Genomic DNA, 15781 nt, shown 5'->3' with positions numbered 1-15781 from the left:
CATAGAGCACAATGGCACGACTAACTACGGGCCGTCCCGGCCCGATCGCTCGAACCTCGGGCTGAACCCCGAGGCTTGCCGCTCAATCTGGGTCAACCTCGGTTCCCGGCTCGAAGGGGTGTCCAAGTTCTACGGGGTGACGGTGGTGGCCAGCGGGGCCACACGGGCGCAGGCGGGCGAAGGCTTCATCTGGCAGGAGCTGGACAAGGTCAAGGTCAAGGTCAAGGGCAAGAACGAGGCGGTGCAGATCTACACCGTGCGCGGCACGCCCGACGACCTGACCCCGCTGCTGCGCGATGAACTGGCACAGTGGGCCAGCTTTTTGCAGGTGTGGCGAGCGCAACAATGGGTGCAGGCCGGGGCACTGATCCGCGCGCTGGCGCAACAACACCCGCAACAATTGCTGTACGCTTTGTACCAGGAACGGGTGGCCGCACGCAGTGCGCAGCCCTTCGACCCAGGCTGGGACGGCAGCACCCAGTTTGAAACCAAATAGCCTTGTCCCACCCACCACCACCGGAGCGCACGTTGTCATGAAAATCCAGGTTTTAGGCTGTTCCGGTGCCATTGCCCGCCACGCCCGCACCACGTCTTTTCTGGTCGATGGCCATGTGTTGCTGGATGCGGGCACCGGTGTGGGCGACTTGACGCTGGACGAAATGGCGCGCATTGACCACGTGCTGCTCACGCATTCGCACCTGGACCATGTGGCCGCGCTGCCGCTGATGCTCGATTCGGTGGCGGGCCTGCGCCGCGATGCCATTCAGGTACACGCCTTGCCCGAGACGATTGCCGCGTTGCGCGCGCACATCTTCAACCACGACATCTGGCCCGATTTTTCGGTGATTCCATCGCCCGAAAGCCCGTTTGTGCGCTTTCACCCGATTGCGGTGGGCGATGTGCTGGACGTGGGCGACCATGTGGTGGAGGTGTTGCCCGCGCGGCATTCGGTGCCCGCCGTGGGGTATGCCATCGACACCCCGCAAGGGCATTGGGTGTTTACCGGCGACACCGAGCGCAACCCAGCGTTCTGGCAACGCATCAACCAGATGCAGGTGGCCATGCTGGTGATAGAGACCGCCTTCAGCCAACGCGAAGCCGGGTTGGCGCACCTGAGCCTGCACCTGTGCCCCAGCGTGCTGGCCGAGGAACTGGCCCAACTGCACGCCAGCGGCCCAAGGCAGCGCCCGGTCACGGTGGCCATCAGCCACACCAAGCCCGCCGAAACCGCGCTGATACGCGCCGAAGTGCAGGCGCTGGGCCTAGAGCAGCGCCATCCGCTGGTCTGGCTGGAAACCGGCCAGGTGCTGGAATTTTGAGCGAACCCGCGGCGCCAGCCCGGGGCAAGCGGCGCGTTCACTGGTCCAGCTGCTCGGGCTTGAGAAAACCTTCGGCGTAGCGCCGGTACACCTGCTGCTGCACAAACACGTCGTACAGGTCGGGGTCGATATGGCCATTGCGCTTGAAGTTGTCCATGATGGACAAGGCCTGCGACAGCGGCATGGCCTTTTTGTACGGACGGTCGGCGGCGGTCAAGGCCTCGAAAATGTCGGCAATGCCCATCATGCGCGCCTGCCAGCTCATCTGCTCGCGCTTGAGGCCCTTGGGGTAGCCCTGACCGTCCATGCGCTCGTGGTGCCCCCCGGCGTACTCGGGCACGCGTTGCAGGTGCTTGGGCCAGGGCAGCTGCTCCAGCATCTTGATGGTGGCCACAATGTGGTGGTTGATGATCTGGCGCTCGTCGGCGGTGAGCGTGCCCGCGCGGATGGTGAGGTTGAGCAACTCGTCGTCGCTCAAGAACGGTACTTCCTGACCCGCTGGGTTGCGCCAACGGTAGCGGTTGGCAATGGCCTGCACCCGTGCCAAATCCGTATCGCTCATGCGTTCGGCCCCCAGGTTGGCCTGGCGCAGGAAGTCGCGGTCGGCATCGCACTGGCGGCAAAACGCTTCGTACTCGGCTTGGGCCTGCTCGGTGCTACCCCCTTGCGCCACGGCTTGCCAACGGCGCACTTCGGCATCGCGCTTGACGACTTCAAAGCGGGTGTCGATGGTGTGGATGCGGTCGTACAAGGTGTGCAACTTGGTGGCCTTGTCCACCACATGCACCGGGGTGGTGACTTTGCCGCAGTCGTGCAGCAATGCGGCAATGCGCAACTCGTACAAATCGGCCTCGGTGAGCTTGACCTCGGCCAAGGGCCCTTCTTGCGTGGCGTTGACGGCCTGGGCAAGCATCATGGTCAATTCTGGCACACGCTGGCAATGGCCGCCCGTATAGGGTGATTTTTCGTCGATGGCCAAGTTGATGAGCTTGACGAAGGCCTCGAACAGCGCCTCGACCTGCTCCAGCAACTGGCGGTTCGTCAACGCCACCGCCGCCTGCGAGGCCAGCGATTCCGCCAACCGCTGGTCCGCCGCCGAGAACGCCACCACGCGGCCCTCCACCGGGTCGAGCGCGTTGAGCAACTGCAACACGCCGATCAATTCACCAGCGTGGTTCTTCATCGGCACCGTCAGGAACGACTGCGAACGGTAGCCGGTGGCGCGGTCGAACTGGCGTGTGCCCGCAAAATCGAAACCTTGTGCGGTGTACGCATCCGGAATGTTGACGGTGCGCCCGGTGTTGGCCGCGTAAGCCGCCACCAGATGGTTGTTGGGGCTGCCGTCGTCGCGCAGCAGCGGCAAATCGTGGAACTTGCCCGAGATGGGGTTGCCGCTGGTGCCCCCCAGCGCAATGCCCAGCGAGTCGGTGCGCACGATCTCGAAGCGCAGGTGGCGCTGGTCCGGCAGCAGGCGGTACAAGGTGCCACCGTCGGCGCGGGTGATGGTCTTGGCCGCCAGCAAGATGTTTTCCAGCAGGCGGTTGAGGTCGCGCTCGCTGGACAGCGCAGCCCCCACGCTGTTGAGTTGCTCAAAGCGTTGCAGCAGCGCGGCGGTGGCGGGGTCGGTGTCAGTATCGGGCATGCCGTGTTCAGGGCAAACGCGGGCGCACCCGACTGGCGGCCAGTTGGGCGTTGGTGCGGGCGGTGTCCACATCGGCGGCGCGTGCCAATGCCACCCCCATGCGGCGCTTGACGAAGCTCTCGGGCTTGCCAAACAAACGGATGTCGGTGCCGGGAATGGCCAGCGCCTCGTCCACCCCGTCAAACACCAGGCCTTGGGCTTCCACGCCACCGTAGATCACGGCACTGGCACCGGGGTTGCGCAAGCTGGTGTCCACCGGCAGGCCCAGAATGGCGCGGGCGTGCAGCTCGAACTCACTTTGCCACTGCGTTGTCAGCGTGACCAAGCCGGTGTCGTGTGGGCGCGGGCTGACCTCGCTGAACCACACCTGTTCGCCCTGGACGAACAGCTCCACCCCGTACAGGCCGCAACCGTCGGGTTCACCCTGCAAGCCTTGGCCCAGGTTGTCGGTGATGGTGCGCGCAATGTGCTGCGCCTGTTCCAGCGCCGCCGGGTGCATGGGGTGCGGCTGCCAGCTTTCCACGTAGTCGCCGCCCACCTGCACATGGCCCACCGGGGCACAGAAATGCGTTTCAATCCGACCACTGGCGTTGCGGGCGCGCACCGTCAGCAGGGTGATTTCGTAATCAAAGTCGATGAAGCCTTCCACAATCACCCGACCGTGGCTGACGCGGCCTCCGGCCATCGCACAGTCCCAAGCCTGGGCCACATCGGCGGGGCCGTCGATCTTGCTCTGCCCCTTGCCCGAGCTGCTCATCACCGGCTTGACGATGCACGGATAACCAATGCCGCCGTCGATGGCGGCTTGCAATTCGGCCAGCGAGTCGCAGAATTGGTACGGGCTGGTGGGCAGGCCCAGCGTTTCGGCGGCCAGACGGCGGATGCCCTCGCGGTCCATCGTCAAGCGCGCGGCGCGGGCGGTGGGCACCACCTTGACCACCCCTGCGGCCTCCAATTGCTGCAACACCGGCGTGGCGATGGCTTCAATCTCGGGCACCACCAGATGCGGGCGTTCGGCCTCGATCAACGCCTGCAACTGCGCCGGGTCGCTCATGGTGATGGTGCGCGCATGGTGCGCCACCTGTTGACCGGGAGCGTGGTCGTAGCGGTCCACGGCGGTGGTTTCCACGCCCAGACGCTGCAACGCGATCAACACTTCTTTGCCCAATTCACCCGCCCCCAGCAACATGACTTTGGTGGCGTGGGGCGACAGGGGTGTGCCGAGGGTGGTGCTCATGGTAAGTATCCTGCAAAAAAAGGATGAAAAAAGCGAGGTTCAGGGGCGCTGGCCCATGGCCTCGCCCAGACGCACCGGGCGCGAGGGAGCCCAGTCCGGCGCAAAGCGCAATGTGTCGTTGGGGAACAGCAGCACCACGGTGGAGCCCAGCAAAAAGCGGCCCATTTCATCGCCCGCTTGCAGCTCGATGGGGGGCTGCTGCCCGGTGTAGTCCCAGCGGCGAATGTGGCGCGCGCGCGGCGGGTTGACCACCCCGTGCCACACCGTGGCCATGCTGCCCACGATGGTGGCCCCCACCAGCACCAGCGCAAACGGGCCGTGCGCGCCATCGAACAGGCACACCACACGCTCGTTGCGGGCAAACAGCCCCGGCACACCGCGCGCGGTGGTGGGGTTGACCGAGAACAAGTCGCCCGGCACATAGACCATGCTGCGCAAGCGCCCCGCACAGGGCATGTGGATGCGGTGGTAATCGCGCGGACTGAGGTAAATGGTGGCAAAGCTGCCATCGCGGTAGCGCGCCGCCTCAGCGGCATCACCGCCCAGCAACGCGGTGGTGGAATACACATGCCCCTTGGCCTGCAACAGCTGCTCGCCGTCAATGGCGCCAAACTGGCTGATGCGGCCATCGACCGGGCACACAAAGTCGGCCTGTGCCAGCGAGCGCACACCGGGCTTGAGCGCGCGGGTAAAAAAATCGTTGAACGACAGGTAGCGCGTGAGGTCGGGCTCGGCGGCCTCGCTCATGTCCACCCCGTAACGCGCCACAAAGCGGCGGATCTTGTACTGGGTAAAGTCGCCCAGCGAACGGCGGGCCAACGCCCCGGCAAACTGGGTCAAGGCCCGTTTGGGCAGTACATATTGCGGCAACACCGCCAGACGGTCAGACAAAGCGCATCCTGCTCGTTAAGGAAATAAAAAGGCCCGCAAATTCTATGCGGGCCGGTGTGGATCAACCCAGCACGGTGCCGGGCGGCAAGGGTGTGCCGCGCAAAAAATCGGCCACCGGCAAGCGTTTGCCGCCAGCACGCTGCAACTCGGTCAGGCACAGCTGGCCGGAGCCAGTCTGCACGCACACACCTTGCGCATCGGCGGCCAGCACGGTGCCAGCGGGTGTGGTGGTGCTGGCGGATGCTTCGCCCTCGGCATCGGCCCGGACGTGGGCGGCCCAGACCTTGATGGCCTCGGCCCCGGCTTGCGTGGCCGCACCCGGAAAAGGGTTGAACGCCCGCACCCGGCGCGCCAGCACAGCAGCGGGTTGCGTCCAGTCCAGCGCCGCTTCGGCCTTGTCGATCTTGTGGGCGTAGGTCACGCCCTGCGTGGGCTGCGGGGTGCGCGTCAACCCGGCACCATTGCCCAGGCGTTGCAACGCCTGCACCACCATGCGCCCGCCCAACGCCGCCAGCCGGTCGTGCAGCGTGGCGGTGGTGTCGGTGTCGGCAATGGGCAGGTGCTCCAGCAGCAGCATGTCGCCCGTGTCCAACCCTGCGTCCATCTGCATGATGGTGATGCCGGTGTCGGCATCGCCCGCCTCAATGGCACGGTGAATGGGCGCGGCACCGCGCCAGCGCGGCAACAGCGAGGCGTGGATGTTGAGACACCCCAGCCGAGGCCAGTCCAGCACCCACTGCGGCAGGATGAGACCATAAGCGGCCACCACCATCACATCCGCCCCCGTGGCCTGCAATGCGGCTTGCGCGGCAGCGGCTTCGTCGGGGTACTTGCCATCCAGACGCAGGCTGTGCGGCTGCGCCACCGCTATTGCGTGTTGCAGCGCCAGTTGCTTGACCGGCGAGGCTTGCAACTTCATGCCACGCCCGGCAGGTCGGTCGGGCTGCGTCAGCACCAGCGGCACCTCGATGCCCGCATCCAGCAGGGCTTGCAACGCCACCGCGGCAAATTCCGGCGTACCGGCAAAAACAGCTTTCATGCGTAGCCCCTCAATGGCGGCGCGCGTCGCGCTCGGCCTTGAGCAACTTGGCCTTGATGCGGTCGCGCTTGAGTTGCGAGAGGTACTGCACAAACACCTTGCCGTTGAGGTGATCCATCTCGTGCTGGATACACACCGCCAGCAAGCCTTCGGCCTCGATCAGGCGGCTCTGGCCGTGCTCGTCCAGCGCGCGCACCTTGACGGCCAACGACCGCTCCACGCCGTCGTAGATGCCGGGCACCGACAGGCAGCCCTCCTCGCCTTTGCGCTTGATGTCGCTGGCCCACTCCACTTCCGGGTTGATGAGCACCAGCGGCTGGTCGCGCTCCTCGCTCACATCAATCACCACCAAACGCTGGTGAAAATCCACCTGGGTGGCCGCCAACCCAATGCCCTTGGCATCGTACATGGTGGCCAACATGCGCTGGACCATGGTGCGGATGGTGTCGTCCACCTGCGCCACGGGCTGGGCCACGGTGTGCAGGCGCGGGTCGGGGTAATGCAAAATGGGCAACAGCGCCACGGCGGGGTCGGGGGTCTTCGGGGTATCGGTGGTCATGGGGCGATATTGTCCTGATTTTCGGGGCCGTGCGGGCAACCGTTCAGCCCCCCTGTGGCGGCACCCAGCCCACGCCCGGCCAGACAGCCAGACGATATGATTGCCGCAACGCCCCTTTTTCTCCTTCTCTGGTGCCGCTGCCATGCCCTTGAACCCACTCCCCCAGCCCCGTGCGGGCGCCCTGCACCGTGTGGCACCCCGCTGGAGCACGCTGCTGCTGGCGGGCTGCATCGGGCTGGCCAGTGCGGCGCAGGCCCAGACCTGGCACGGCTACCCCATCACCCCGGCCCAGCGCGACACCGCCACCCGCACCCAGCAGGCCGCGCAGGCGGGTGTGCCCGTGGCCGACCTGGCCCCCGCCGCGCCCGAACGCTACACCGTGCGCGCGGGCGACACGCTGTGGCACATCGCCAGCCTGTTCCTGCAGCAACCCTGGCGCTGGCCCGAGCTGTGGGGCATGAACCTGGCGCGCATCCGCAACCCGCACCTCATCTACCCCGGCCAGGTGCTGGTGCTGCAACGCCACCATGGCCGCGCCGTGCTGGGGCTCGAAGGCGCCGCCGACGGCGGCATCCCCACGGTCAAGCTGTCGCCGCGCATCCGCAGCAGCGCGCTGGCCGACGAAGCCATCCCGCCCATCCCGCGCCACCTCATTGAGCCATTCCTGACCGATTCGCTGCTGATCGACGCGGGCACGCACGAGCAGGCCGCGCGCATCGTGGCCGCACCCGAGAACCGCGTGCTGCTCAGCCGGGGCGACCGCGCCTACGCGCGCAGCCAGTACGGCAGCGCAAACTCTGGCAGCGACGCCAGCCCCAGCCATCCACCTGAGCCAGCCAGCAACGCCATCACACCCAACGCTGCCGCCAGCGACCCGGAAGCCGCAGCCGTCACGCCCCGCCCTGCCCCCACCAGCCCGCTGACCCTCACCCCCGGCCGACCACCGCAGCGCCTGGGCGTGTACCGCCACGCCGTGCCGCTGAAAGACTCCGCCACCGGCAACGTGCTGGGCTACGAGGCCCAATTCATCGGCAAGGCGCAGCTGGCGCGCAGCGAAAGCACACGCACCACCACCGCCCCCGACGGCCAGGAACAGATCCAGGTCGTGCCCGCCACGCTCGACATCGTGCTGGCCAAGGAAGAAATCCGCATCGGTGACCGCCTGCTGCCCGAGGCCGCCTACCACTGGGCCGACTACGTGCCGCACGCCCCCGCCACACCGCAAAGCGGCCAGGTGGTGGCCGTACACGGCGGCACGCGCCAGTACGCAGGGCAGAACCAGATCGTGGTGCTCAACCGGGGCAACACCGACGGGCTGGAAACTGGCCACGTGCTGGCCCTGCAACGCCAGGGCGCCACCCTGCCCGACAGCACCGACCCCGCCCGCCCCACCCTGGCCCTGCCCGACGAACGCAACGGCCTGATGCTGGTGTTCCGCACTTTCGACCGCCTGTCGTACGCGCTGGTGCTGCAAATCAGCGATGGCGTGCGCGCCGGCGACCGCTTCACCCAGCCCTGACATCCGCCCCCACCATGCTGCAAGACCACGAACTCGGCGCCTGGCTGCGCCTGTGCCTCACGCCCGGCGTGGGCAACGCCACCGCGCGCCAACTGCTGGCCGCCTTTGGCCTGCCCGAAGCCATCTTTGACCAAAGCCACACCGCGCTGGCCAGCGTGGTCAGCCCCAAGCTGGCCAGCGCCCTCAAGGCCGAACCCGAGGGCTGGCGCGAGCTGTGCGACACCACCCGGCGCTGGCTCGACACCCCGCTGGACAACGGCGCCGGACGCCACATCCTCACCCTGGGCGACCCCGACTACCCCGCCGAACTGCTGCAAACCGAAGACCCGCCACTGCTGCTGTACCTGCTGGGGCAACGCAGCGCCCTGCGCGTGCCGCACCGCGTGGCCATGGTGGGCAGCCGCAACCCCACCCCGCAAGGCGCCGAGAACGCGCACCAGTTTGCGCAGGCGCTGGCGCAGGCCGGGGTGTGCGTGGTGTCGGGGCTGGCGCTGGGGGTGGACGGCGCGGCGCACCAGGGCGCGCTCGACGGCGGCGGTACCACGCTGGCGGTGGTGGGCACCGGGCTGGACCGCGTGTACCCCAAAAAGCACCTGGCGCTGGCGCACCGCATCGCCGAACACGGCGCGCTGCTGAGCGAATACCCGCTGGGCACGCCGCCGCTGTCGGCCAACTTTCCCAAGCGCAACCGCATCATTGCCGGGTTGTCGCACGGCACCTTGGTGGTGGAAGCGGCGCTGCAATCGGGCTCGCTTATCACCGCGCGGCTGGCCTCGGAACAGGGGCGCGAGGTGTTTGCCATTCCGGGCTCCATCCACGCACCGCAGTCGCGCGGCTGCCACGCGCTGATCCGGCAAGGCGCCAAACTGGTCGAATCGGCGCAGGACGTGCTGGAAGACCTGCGCCTGAGCCTGCCACCGACCCCACCGCGCACCGCCACCCCCGGCGACGCACCCGCCCAGCACGGCCACCCGCTGCTGGCCGTGCTGGGCTACGACCCCGTCGGGCTGGACGCGCTGCAAGCCCGCACCGGCCTGCCCACGCCCGAGCTGCAAGCCCAGTTGCTGGAGCTCGAACTCGACGGCCACATCGCCAGCCTGCCGGGCGGGCTGTTCCAGCGCGTGGGCTTGGGCTGAATGAAAAAGCCCCGGCACGCTTTGCGGCGCGCCGGGGCTGTTCGGGTGGGTGTATCAGGATCTCACATCACACCACCGCGCCCGCGTTCGGGTCGCTGGGGTCGTCGCTTTTCTTGCTGGGGGCCTTGACCAGATCTTCGCGCTTGATGCCCAGCCACATGGCGGTGGCCGCTGCCACAAACACCGACGAATAGATACCAAACAGAATCCCAATCGTCAGCGCCATGGCAAAGTAGTGCAACGTGGGGCCGCCAAACAGCAGCATCGACAGCACCATGATCTGCGTGGAACCGTGCGTGATGATGGTGCGGCTGATGGTGGAAGTAATGGCATGGTCAATCACCTGCACAGTGCCCATCTTGCGCTGGCGGCGGAAGGTCTCGCGGATGCGGTCGAACACCACCACCGATTCGTTGACCGAGTAGCCCAGCACCGCCAGCACCGCCGCCAACACCGCCAACGAGAATTCCCACTGGAAGAAGGCAAAAAAGCCCAGGATGATGATCACATCGTGCAGGTTGGCGATGATGGCCGACACCGCGTACTTCCATTCAAAGCGGAAGGCGAGGTAGATCATGATGCCCGCAATCACCACGCCCAGCGCCTTGAGGCCATCCACCAGCAGCTCTTGGCCCACCTGCGGGCCGACGAATTCGGTGCGGCGCAGCGTCACCGTCGGGTCTTGCGCCTTGAGCGCCGCCATCATGGCCTCGGCTTGCTGGCCCGAGTTTTGGCCCGCCACCACCGGCAGGCGCATCAGCACGTCGCGCGCGGTGCCGAAGTTCTGCACCGGCACTTCTTCGTACCCCAACTTGGCCACCACCTGACGGACGGCGTTGAGGTCGGCGGGTTGCTCGTAGGCCACCTCCATCACCGTGCCGCCGGTAAATTCCACCGACAGCGCCAGCCCGCGCGTGGCCAGAAAGAAGACCGCCGCCACAAACGTGAGGAAGGAAATGGCGTTCAGCACCAACGCATGGCGCATGAACGGGATGTCTTTTTGTATGCGAAACAGTTCCATCTCAGATGCTTCCCGGTTCAGTCGGCCTGCGCCACAGAGGTGTTGCCGCTGGCGGTGGGTTTCCACACCGTGCCAATCGACACCGATTTGAGTTTCTTCTGCCGCCCGTACCACAGGTTGACCAACCCGCGCGAGAAGAACACCGCCGAGAACATGCTGGTCAAAATGCCGATGCAATGCACCACCGCAAAGCCGCGCACCGGGCCGGAGCCAAACGCCAGCAGCGCCACCCCCGCAATCAGCGTGGTGATGTTGGAATCCAGAATGGTGTGCCAGGCGTGCTCGTAGCCGGCGTGGATGGCGGTTTGCGGCGCAGAGCCGTTGCGCAACTCATCGCGCACCCGTTCGTTGATGAGCACGTTGGCATCAATGGCCATGCCCAGCGTCAACGCCATCGCGGCAATACCGGGCAGGGTCAGCGTGGCTTGCAGCATCGACAACACGGCCACCAGCATCAGCAGGTTGACCGACAGCGCCAAGCTGGAAAACAGGCCAAACAGCATGTAGTACACGCACATGAACAGCACGATGACGGCAAAGCCCCACATCACGCTGTTGAAGCCTTTTGCAATGTTGTCGGCGCCCAGGCTGGGGCCGATGGTGCGCTCCTCGATGATTTCCATCGGCGCGGCCAGTGAGCCAGCGCGCAGCAGCAGCGCGGTGTCGTTGGCTTCCACAGTGCTCATGCTGCCGGAAATCTGCACCCGGCCGCCACCAATTTCGCCCCGGATCACCGGTGCGGTCACCACCTCGCCCTGGCCTTTTTCGAACAGCAGGATGGCCATGCGCTTGCCGATGTTGTCGCGCGTGATGTCGCGGAACACCCGTGCGCCCTTGGCGTCCAGCGTCAGGTGGACGGCGGCTTCCTGGGTCTGGCCATCAAAGCCGGCCTGGGCATCGGTCAGGTTCTCGCCGGTCAAGATCACGTCGCGGCGGGTGATGACGGCGCGGCCATCGCGGTCCAGGTGGCGTTCGGAGCCAAACGGCACCGGGCCAGCGCCGGTTTCGGCGGCGCGGCCATCGGGGCTTTCGTCCACCATGCGCAGCTCCAGCGTGGCGGTGCGGCCCAGAATGTCCTTGGCCTTGGCGGTGTCTTGCACGCCGGGCAGTTGCACCACGATGCGGTCCAGCCCTTGCTGCTGGATCACCGGCTCGGCCACGCCCAGCTCGTTGATGCGGTTGTGCAGCGTGGTGATGTTTTGCTTGAGCGCCTGCTCCTGGATGCGGCGCGCGGCCTCGGGCTTGAGCGTGGCGCGCAGTGTCAGCTCGGTGCCGGTACCGGCGGCATCGGCCTCGGCCAGTTGCAGGTCGGGGAACTGGTCGGCCAGCAGGTTTTGCGCCGCGCGCTGGGTCTCGGCATCGCGCAAGCGCAGCTCGACGGCGTTGCCGTCGCGACGGATGCCTCCGTGGCGGATGTTCTTGTCGCGCAAGGCGGTGCGCACGTCGCTGGTGAGGCTGTCCAGGCGCTTGTCCAACGCGCCGGGCATGTCCACCTGCAGCATGAAGTGGACGCCACCGCGCAAATCCAACCCCAGGTACATGGGGCTGGCATGCAGCGCCTGCAACCACGCGGGGGTGCGCGGCAGCAGGTTCAAGGCCACCACGTGCGTGCGGTTGGCGGGGTCGGGGTTGAGGGCCTGGTCGATGGCGTCGCGCGCCTTGATCTGCACGTCGGTGCTGTCAAAGCGGGCCTTGACGGAGTTGCCATCGAACTGGATGGCCTGGGCCTGCAGGTTGTGCGTGGCCAGCGCCTCTTGCACGCGCGTGACCATGCCCACGTCGAGCTTGACCGTGGCCTTGCCTGCGGAAACCTGCACCGCTGGCGCCTCGCCAAAAAAGTTGGGCAGTGTGTAAAGGGTGGCAATCAGCAGCGCCACCACCAGGGTGACGTACTTCCACAGCGGGTAACGGTTCATGCGCGGGCGGGCTTCGGTAGAAAAAGGAAAAGGTCAGGACTTGATGGAGCCCTTGGGCAGCACCTGGATCACGGCGTTGCGCTGCATCTGCACTTCGACGCCGGGCGCCACCTCGATGCCGAGCTGGGTCTCGCCCACCTTGGTGATCTTGCCCAGCAGGCCGCCGCCCATCACCACCTCGTCGCCCTTGGCCAGCCCTTCGACCATGGCCTTGTGCTCTTTCTGGCGCTTCATTTGCGGGCGGATCATGATGAAGTACAGCGCCACAAACATCAGCACCAGCGGCAGCATGCTGGTCAGCGAGGATTGCAGGTCGCCACCAAGGGCGGACTGGGCGTAAGCGGAGGAGATGAACACGTTGCGGATCCTATGCAGAAAATCGGACGGGAGAAGGCTGCCAGCGGCAAGCCCGGTGCCAGTGGCTGGCGCAAGTGATTTTAAGCGGGGGCACCCGGGCGGTGCTGCTACATTTACAGGCGCGCTGCGGTGGCGCGCCCTTTTTACTGTTGATGGCTTCTCTTCTTTTGACCTTGCTGGTGGCGCTGGCCTACACCGCCAGTGGCTGGCTGGCGCTGCAGATTGCAGTGCCGCCGGGCTATGTGTCGCTGGTGTTTTTGCCGGCGGGTCTGGCGTTGGGGGTGGTGCTGGTGTGGGGCGCGCGCACCCTGTCCGGCATTGTGCTGGGCAGCCTGTGCGTTCAAATGCTGGCCGGGCTGCAAAGCACCGGCATGCTGCCCTGGCACGGCTGGAGCAACCTGGTGCCCGCGCTGGGCGCTGCGCTGCAGGCCTGGGCCACGGCGGCGCTGGTGCGGCGCTGGATCGGCTACCCCACCGCGCTGGACACGCCGCAGCACGTGGTGCTGTTCCTGTTTGTGCTGGCGCCGCTGGGTTCGCTGCTCAACGCCAGCCTGTCTGTGCCGGTGCTGGTGTGGGATGGCCTGATGCACGCCGACGAGGCGCTGTACAACGCCTGGGTCTGGTGGCTGGGCGACACCATGGGCGTGGCGCTGGGCGCGCCCATCGTGCTGGTGCTGTTTGGCCAGCCCGCCAGCGCGTGGCGCAGCCGCATGGGCAGCGTGGTGCTGCCCATGGCGCTGGCCGCGCTGGTGGTGGGCGCCAGCTACCACGAGCTGCACCGCCTGGACCAGCAGGCACAGCAGGCACAATTCCAGCAGCGCGCGCAAGACCTGGCCCAGCGCCTGCAGCGCCGCCTGGACGCCCAGACCGACAGCGTGGTGGCGGTGGCCACCCTGATGCGCCTGACCACGCAGCACGACGCCCACACGTTCCGCGAAGCCGTGCAGCCCTGGCTGCAACGCTACCCCGCCACACAGAACTTTGGCTGGAGCCCCCGCATCACGCGCGCGCAACGCCCGGGCTACGAGGCACGCGAAAGCCGCCAGCGCGGCAGCGCGTTCCAGGTGCTGGGCCGCACCCCCGGTGGCCAGACCCACCGCGCCGCCGACGCGCCCGAGCACCTGCCCATCACCTGGGTGGAGCCGCTGGCCAGCAACCGCACCGCGCTGGGGCTGGACGTGCTGGTGCTGCACGCCACCGCCACCACGGTCGAGCGCACGCGCCTGAGCGGGCAGCCCGCCGTCAGCCCCAGCTTTAGGCTGGTGCAGGAAACCGGCGCCCAGCAGGCGGTGGTGATGTACCAGGTGGTGCGCGGGCAGCCACTCACCGCAGACCAAGGGCCCGGCGGCCCCACCGTGGGCGTGGTGTCGGCGGTGTTCCGGCTCGACGCCATGCTGGCCAGCGTGGTCGGCCCCGGACACGCGCAGCGACTGCAGGTCTGCCTGCTCGACGCCGACGCGCCGCTGGACCAGCGCCACCTGGCCGGCCACGCCGGTTGCCAGCACCGTGCCAGCCGCATGGTCACGCCCACGTTCAACAACCAGTGGCACAGCCAGATCCCGCTCTACTTTGGCGACCGCCACTGGCAGCTGCACGTGCGCCCGGGCCCGGGCTACCACAGCGCCGAGGCCGAGAACTGGTTCGCCTGGGTCACCGTCATCACCGGGCTGGTGTCGGTCACGCTGCTGGGGGCGTTTTTGCTCATCGTCAGCGGGCACAGCCGCCGCGCCCAGCACCTGGTGGAGCAGCGCACGCAGGAGCTGGCGCAAAGCAACACCCACCTGGAGCAGCTGGTACATTTTGACCCCCTGACCGGGCTGGTCAACCGCCCGCAGTGGATGGTGCAGGCCCACGCCACGCTGGAGGCGGCGCGCCACGACGGCAGCATGCTGGGCGTGGTGTTCCTGGATCTGGATCACTTCAAGCACATCAACGACAGCCTGGGCCACAGCCAGGGCGACCTGCTACTCAAGACCGTGGCCGACCGCCTGCGCCAGTGCCTGCGCCCGCGCGACGTGCTGGCGCGCCTCAGCGGCGACGAGTTCGTGGTGCTGCTGCCGCGCCTGAAGTCGCGCACCGGGGCCGAGGTGGCGGCGCACAAGATCTTGCAGGCGCTGGCGGCACCGATCGAGCTGGGGCACCAGGAGATCACGGTCTCGGCCAGCCTGGGACTGGCGCTCTACCCCGCCGATGGCGCCGACATCGAGACCCTGCTGCGCCACGCCGACACCGCCATGTACAGCGTCAAGGGCAGCGGGCGCAACGGCTGGCGCCACTTCAGCCGCGACATGAACGAACACCTGTCGCAACGGCTGCAGATCGAAAGCGGCCTGCGCCGCGCGCTGCAGCCCGGCGCCAACGAGCTGATCCTGGAATGCCAGCCCCAGGTGGACACCCGCAGCGGCGCCGTGGTGGGGGTGGAGGCGCTGCTGCGCTGGCGCCCGCCGGGACAGGGGCCCATTGGCCCCGACCAGTTCATTCCGGTGGCCGAGGACTCGGGCCTGATCGAGCCGCTGAGCCAGTGGGTGCTGCAGCAGGCCTGCACGCAGCTGCAGCAGTGGCAGGCGCAGGCGGGCACCCACCCCGAGCTGGCGCGGCTGAAGATGGCGGTCAACATCTCGGCGATGGAGTTCAACCGCGCCAACTTCATGGCGCAGCTGCGCGGCGTGATCGAGCGCAGCGGCATCGTGCCCGCGCAGCTGGAGCTGGAGATCACGGAAAGCCTGCTGATCCAGGTGCAGCCCAGCCTGCAGGAGCGGCTGCTGGAGATCACGGCCATGGGCCTGAGCCTGGCGCTGGACGATTTTGGCACGGGCTACTCCAGCCTGGGCTACCTCAAACGGCTGCCGCTGAGCAAGCTCAAGATCGACAAGTCCTTCATCACCGACGTGCCGGGCAACGCCGAGGACGAGGCCATCATCCGCGCCACGCTGTCGATGGCGCACGACTTGGGCCTGCAGGTGGTGGCCGAGGGGGTGGAGACGCAGGCGCAGCGCGAGTTTTTGCTGGCACACCAGTGCGACACGCTGCAGGGCTGGCTCTACAGCCGCGCCCTGCCCGCCAGCGAAATGCCCGGCTGGCTGCGCCGCCACGCCCAGGCCTGGCAGCGCGACCACGACGCCGACCCGAGCCTGAGCATCTGAAG

At 67.2% G+C, this 15781-nt stretch carries 12 protein-coding genes and 1 pseudogene; 5 read left to right on the top strand and 8 right to left on the bottom strand.

The features are described 5' to 3' along the window. Both CON76_RS05705 and CON76_RS05700 read left to right on the top strand, forming a co-directional pair. A pseudogene (locus CON76_RS05705) lies at positions 1-496 on the top strand (hypothetical protein); the annotation flags it as partial. A 37-nt stretch (positions 497-533) separates the two neighbouring features. Beyond that, positions 534-1319, top strand: coding sequence for an MBL fold metallo-hydrolase (locus CON76_RS05700; RefSeq protein WP_101102411.1), 786 nt, complete (start codon positions 534-536; stop codon positions 1317-1319). A gap of 37 nt (positions 1320-1356) precedes the next feature. Here the strand turns inward: CON76_RS05700 and CON76_RS05695 are convergent, their stop codons facing one another. The 5 genes from CON76_RS05695 to def form a co-directional block, all read right to left on the bottom strand. Beyond that, on the bottom strand, positions 1357-2961 hold the full coding sequence (locus CON76_RS05695; RefSeq protein ID WP_101102410.1) for a GAF and HD-GYP domain-containing protein: 1605 nt from the start codon (positions 2959-2961) through the stop codon (positions 1357-1359). Between the two features lie 7 nt (positions 2962-2968). Beyond that, the gene (gene purT, locus CON76_RS05690) at positions 2969-4198 is read right to left on the bottom strand and encodes a formate-dependent phosphoribosylglycinamide formyltransferase (RefSeq protein WP_101102409.1); all 1230 of its coding nucleotides are present in this window, start codon (positions 4196-4198) and stop codon (positions 2969-2971) included. 39 nt (positions 4199-4237) lie between these two features. Further along, on the bottom strand, positions 4238-5089 hold the full coding sequence (gene asd / locus CON76_RS05685) for an archaetidylserine decarboxylase (RefSeq protein WP_101102408.1): 852 nt from the start codon (positions 5087-5089) through the stop codon (positions 4238-4240). A 61-nt stretch (positions 5090-5150) separates the two neighbouring features. Further along, positions 5151-6128, bottom strand: a complete 978-nt coding sequence (fmt, locus tag CON76_RS05680; protein WP_101102407.1) for a methionyl-tRNA formyltransferase — start codon at positions 6126-6128, stop codon at positions 5151-5153. Between the two features lie 10 nt (positions 6129-6138). Then, complete coding sequence (def, locus tag CON76_RS05675; protein WP_101102416.1) at positions 6139-6651, bottom strand: peptide deformylase; 513 nt, start codon at positions 6649-6651, stop codon at positions 6139-6141. A 184-nt stretch (positions 6652-6835) separates the two neighbouring features. On the opposite strand from def, the gene CON76_RS05670 reads away from it, so the two are divergent. Both CON76_RS05670 and dprA read left to right on the top strand, forming a co-directional pair. Beyond that, on the top strand, positions 6836-8206 hold the full coding sequence (locus CON76_RS05670) for a LysM peptidoglycan-binding domain-containing protein (protein WP_240592779.1): 1371 nt from the start codon (positions 6836-6838) through the stop codon (positions 8204-8206). A gap of 14 nt (positions 8207-8220) precedes the next feature. Further along, entirely contained in the window at positions 8221-9342 is a 1122-nt protein-coding gene (dprA, locus tag CON76_RS05665) for a DNA-processing protein DprA (RefSeq protein ID WP_420812916.1), read from the top strand. Between the two features lie 67 nt (positions 9343-9409). Here dprA and secF read toward each other — a convergent pair whose 3' ends face one another. From secF to yajC, 3 genes are read right to left on the bottom strand one after another with little or no spacing between them, the layout of a single operon-like run. Then, positions 9410-10363 carry a protein translocase subunit SecF gene (gene secF, locus CON76_RS05660; protein WP_101102405.1) on the bottom strand — a complete coding sequence of 318 codons (954 nt, stop codon included), beginning with the start codon at positions 10361-10363 and terminating at the stop codon, positions 9410-9412. A 17-nt stretch (positions 10364-10380) separates the two neighbouring features. Further along, positions 10381-12279: a protein translocase subunit SecD gene (gene secD, locus CON76_RS05655; protein WP_101102404.1), complete on the bottom strand. Its 1899-nt coding sequence runs from the start codon at positions 12277-12279 to the stop codon at positions 10381-10383. Positions 12280-12312: 33 nt separating this feature from the next. Continuing rightward, the gene (yajC, locus tag CON76_RS05650; protein WP_101102403.1) at positions 12313-12636 is read right to left on the bottom strand and encodes a preprotein translocase subunit YajC; all 324 of its coding nucleotides are present in this window, start codon (positions 12634-12636) and stop codon (positions 12313-12315) included. A gap of 152 nt (positions 12637-12788) precedes the next feature. On the opposite strand from yajC, the gene CON76_RS05645 reads away from it, so the two are divergent. Further along, a complete protein-coding gene (locus CON76_RS05645) occupies positions 12789-15779 on the top strand; it encodes a bifunctional diguanylate cyclase/phosphodiesterase (RefSeq protein WP_101102402.1) in 2991 nt (996 codons plus the stop codon). Positions 15780-15781 lie beyond the last annotated feature (2 nt).

It is taken from the genome of Macromonas bipunctata, from assembly GCF_002837135.1.
Classification (GTDB): domain Bacteria; phylum Pseudomonadota; class Gammaproteobacteria; order Burkholderiales; family Burkholderiaceae_C; genus Macromonas_A; species Macromonas_A bipunctata.
This window is presented reverse-complemented; position numbering and strand designations above follow the sequence as displayed.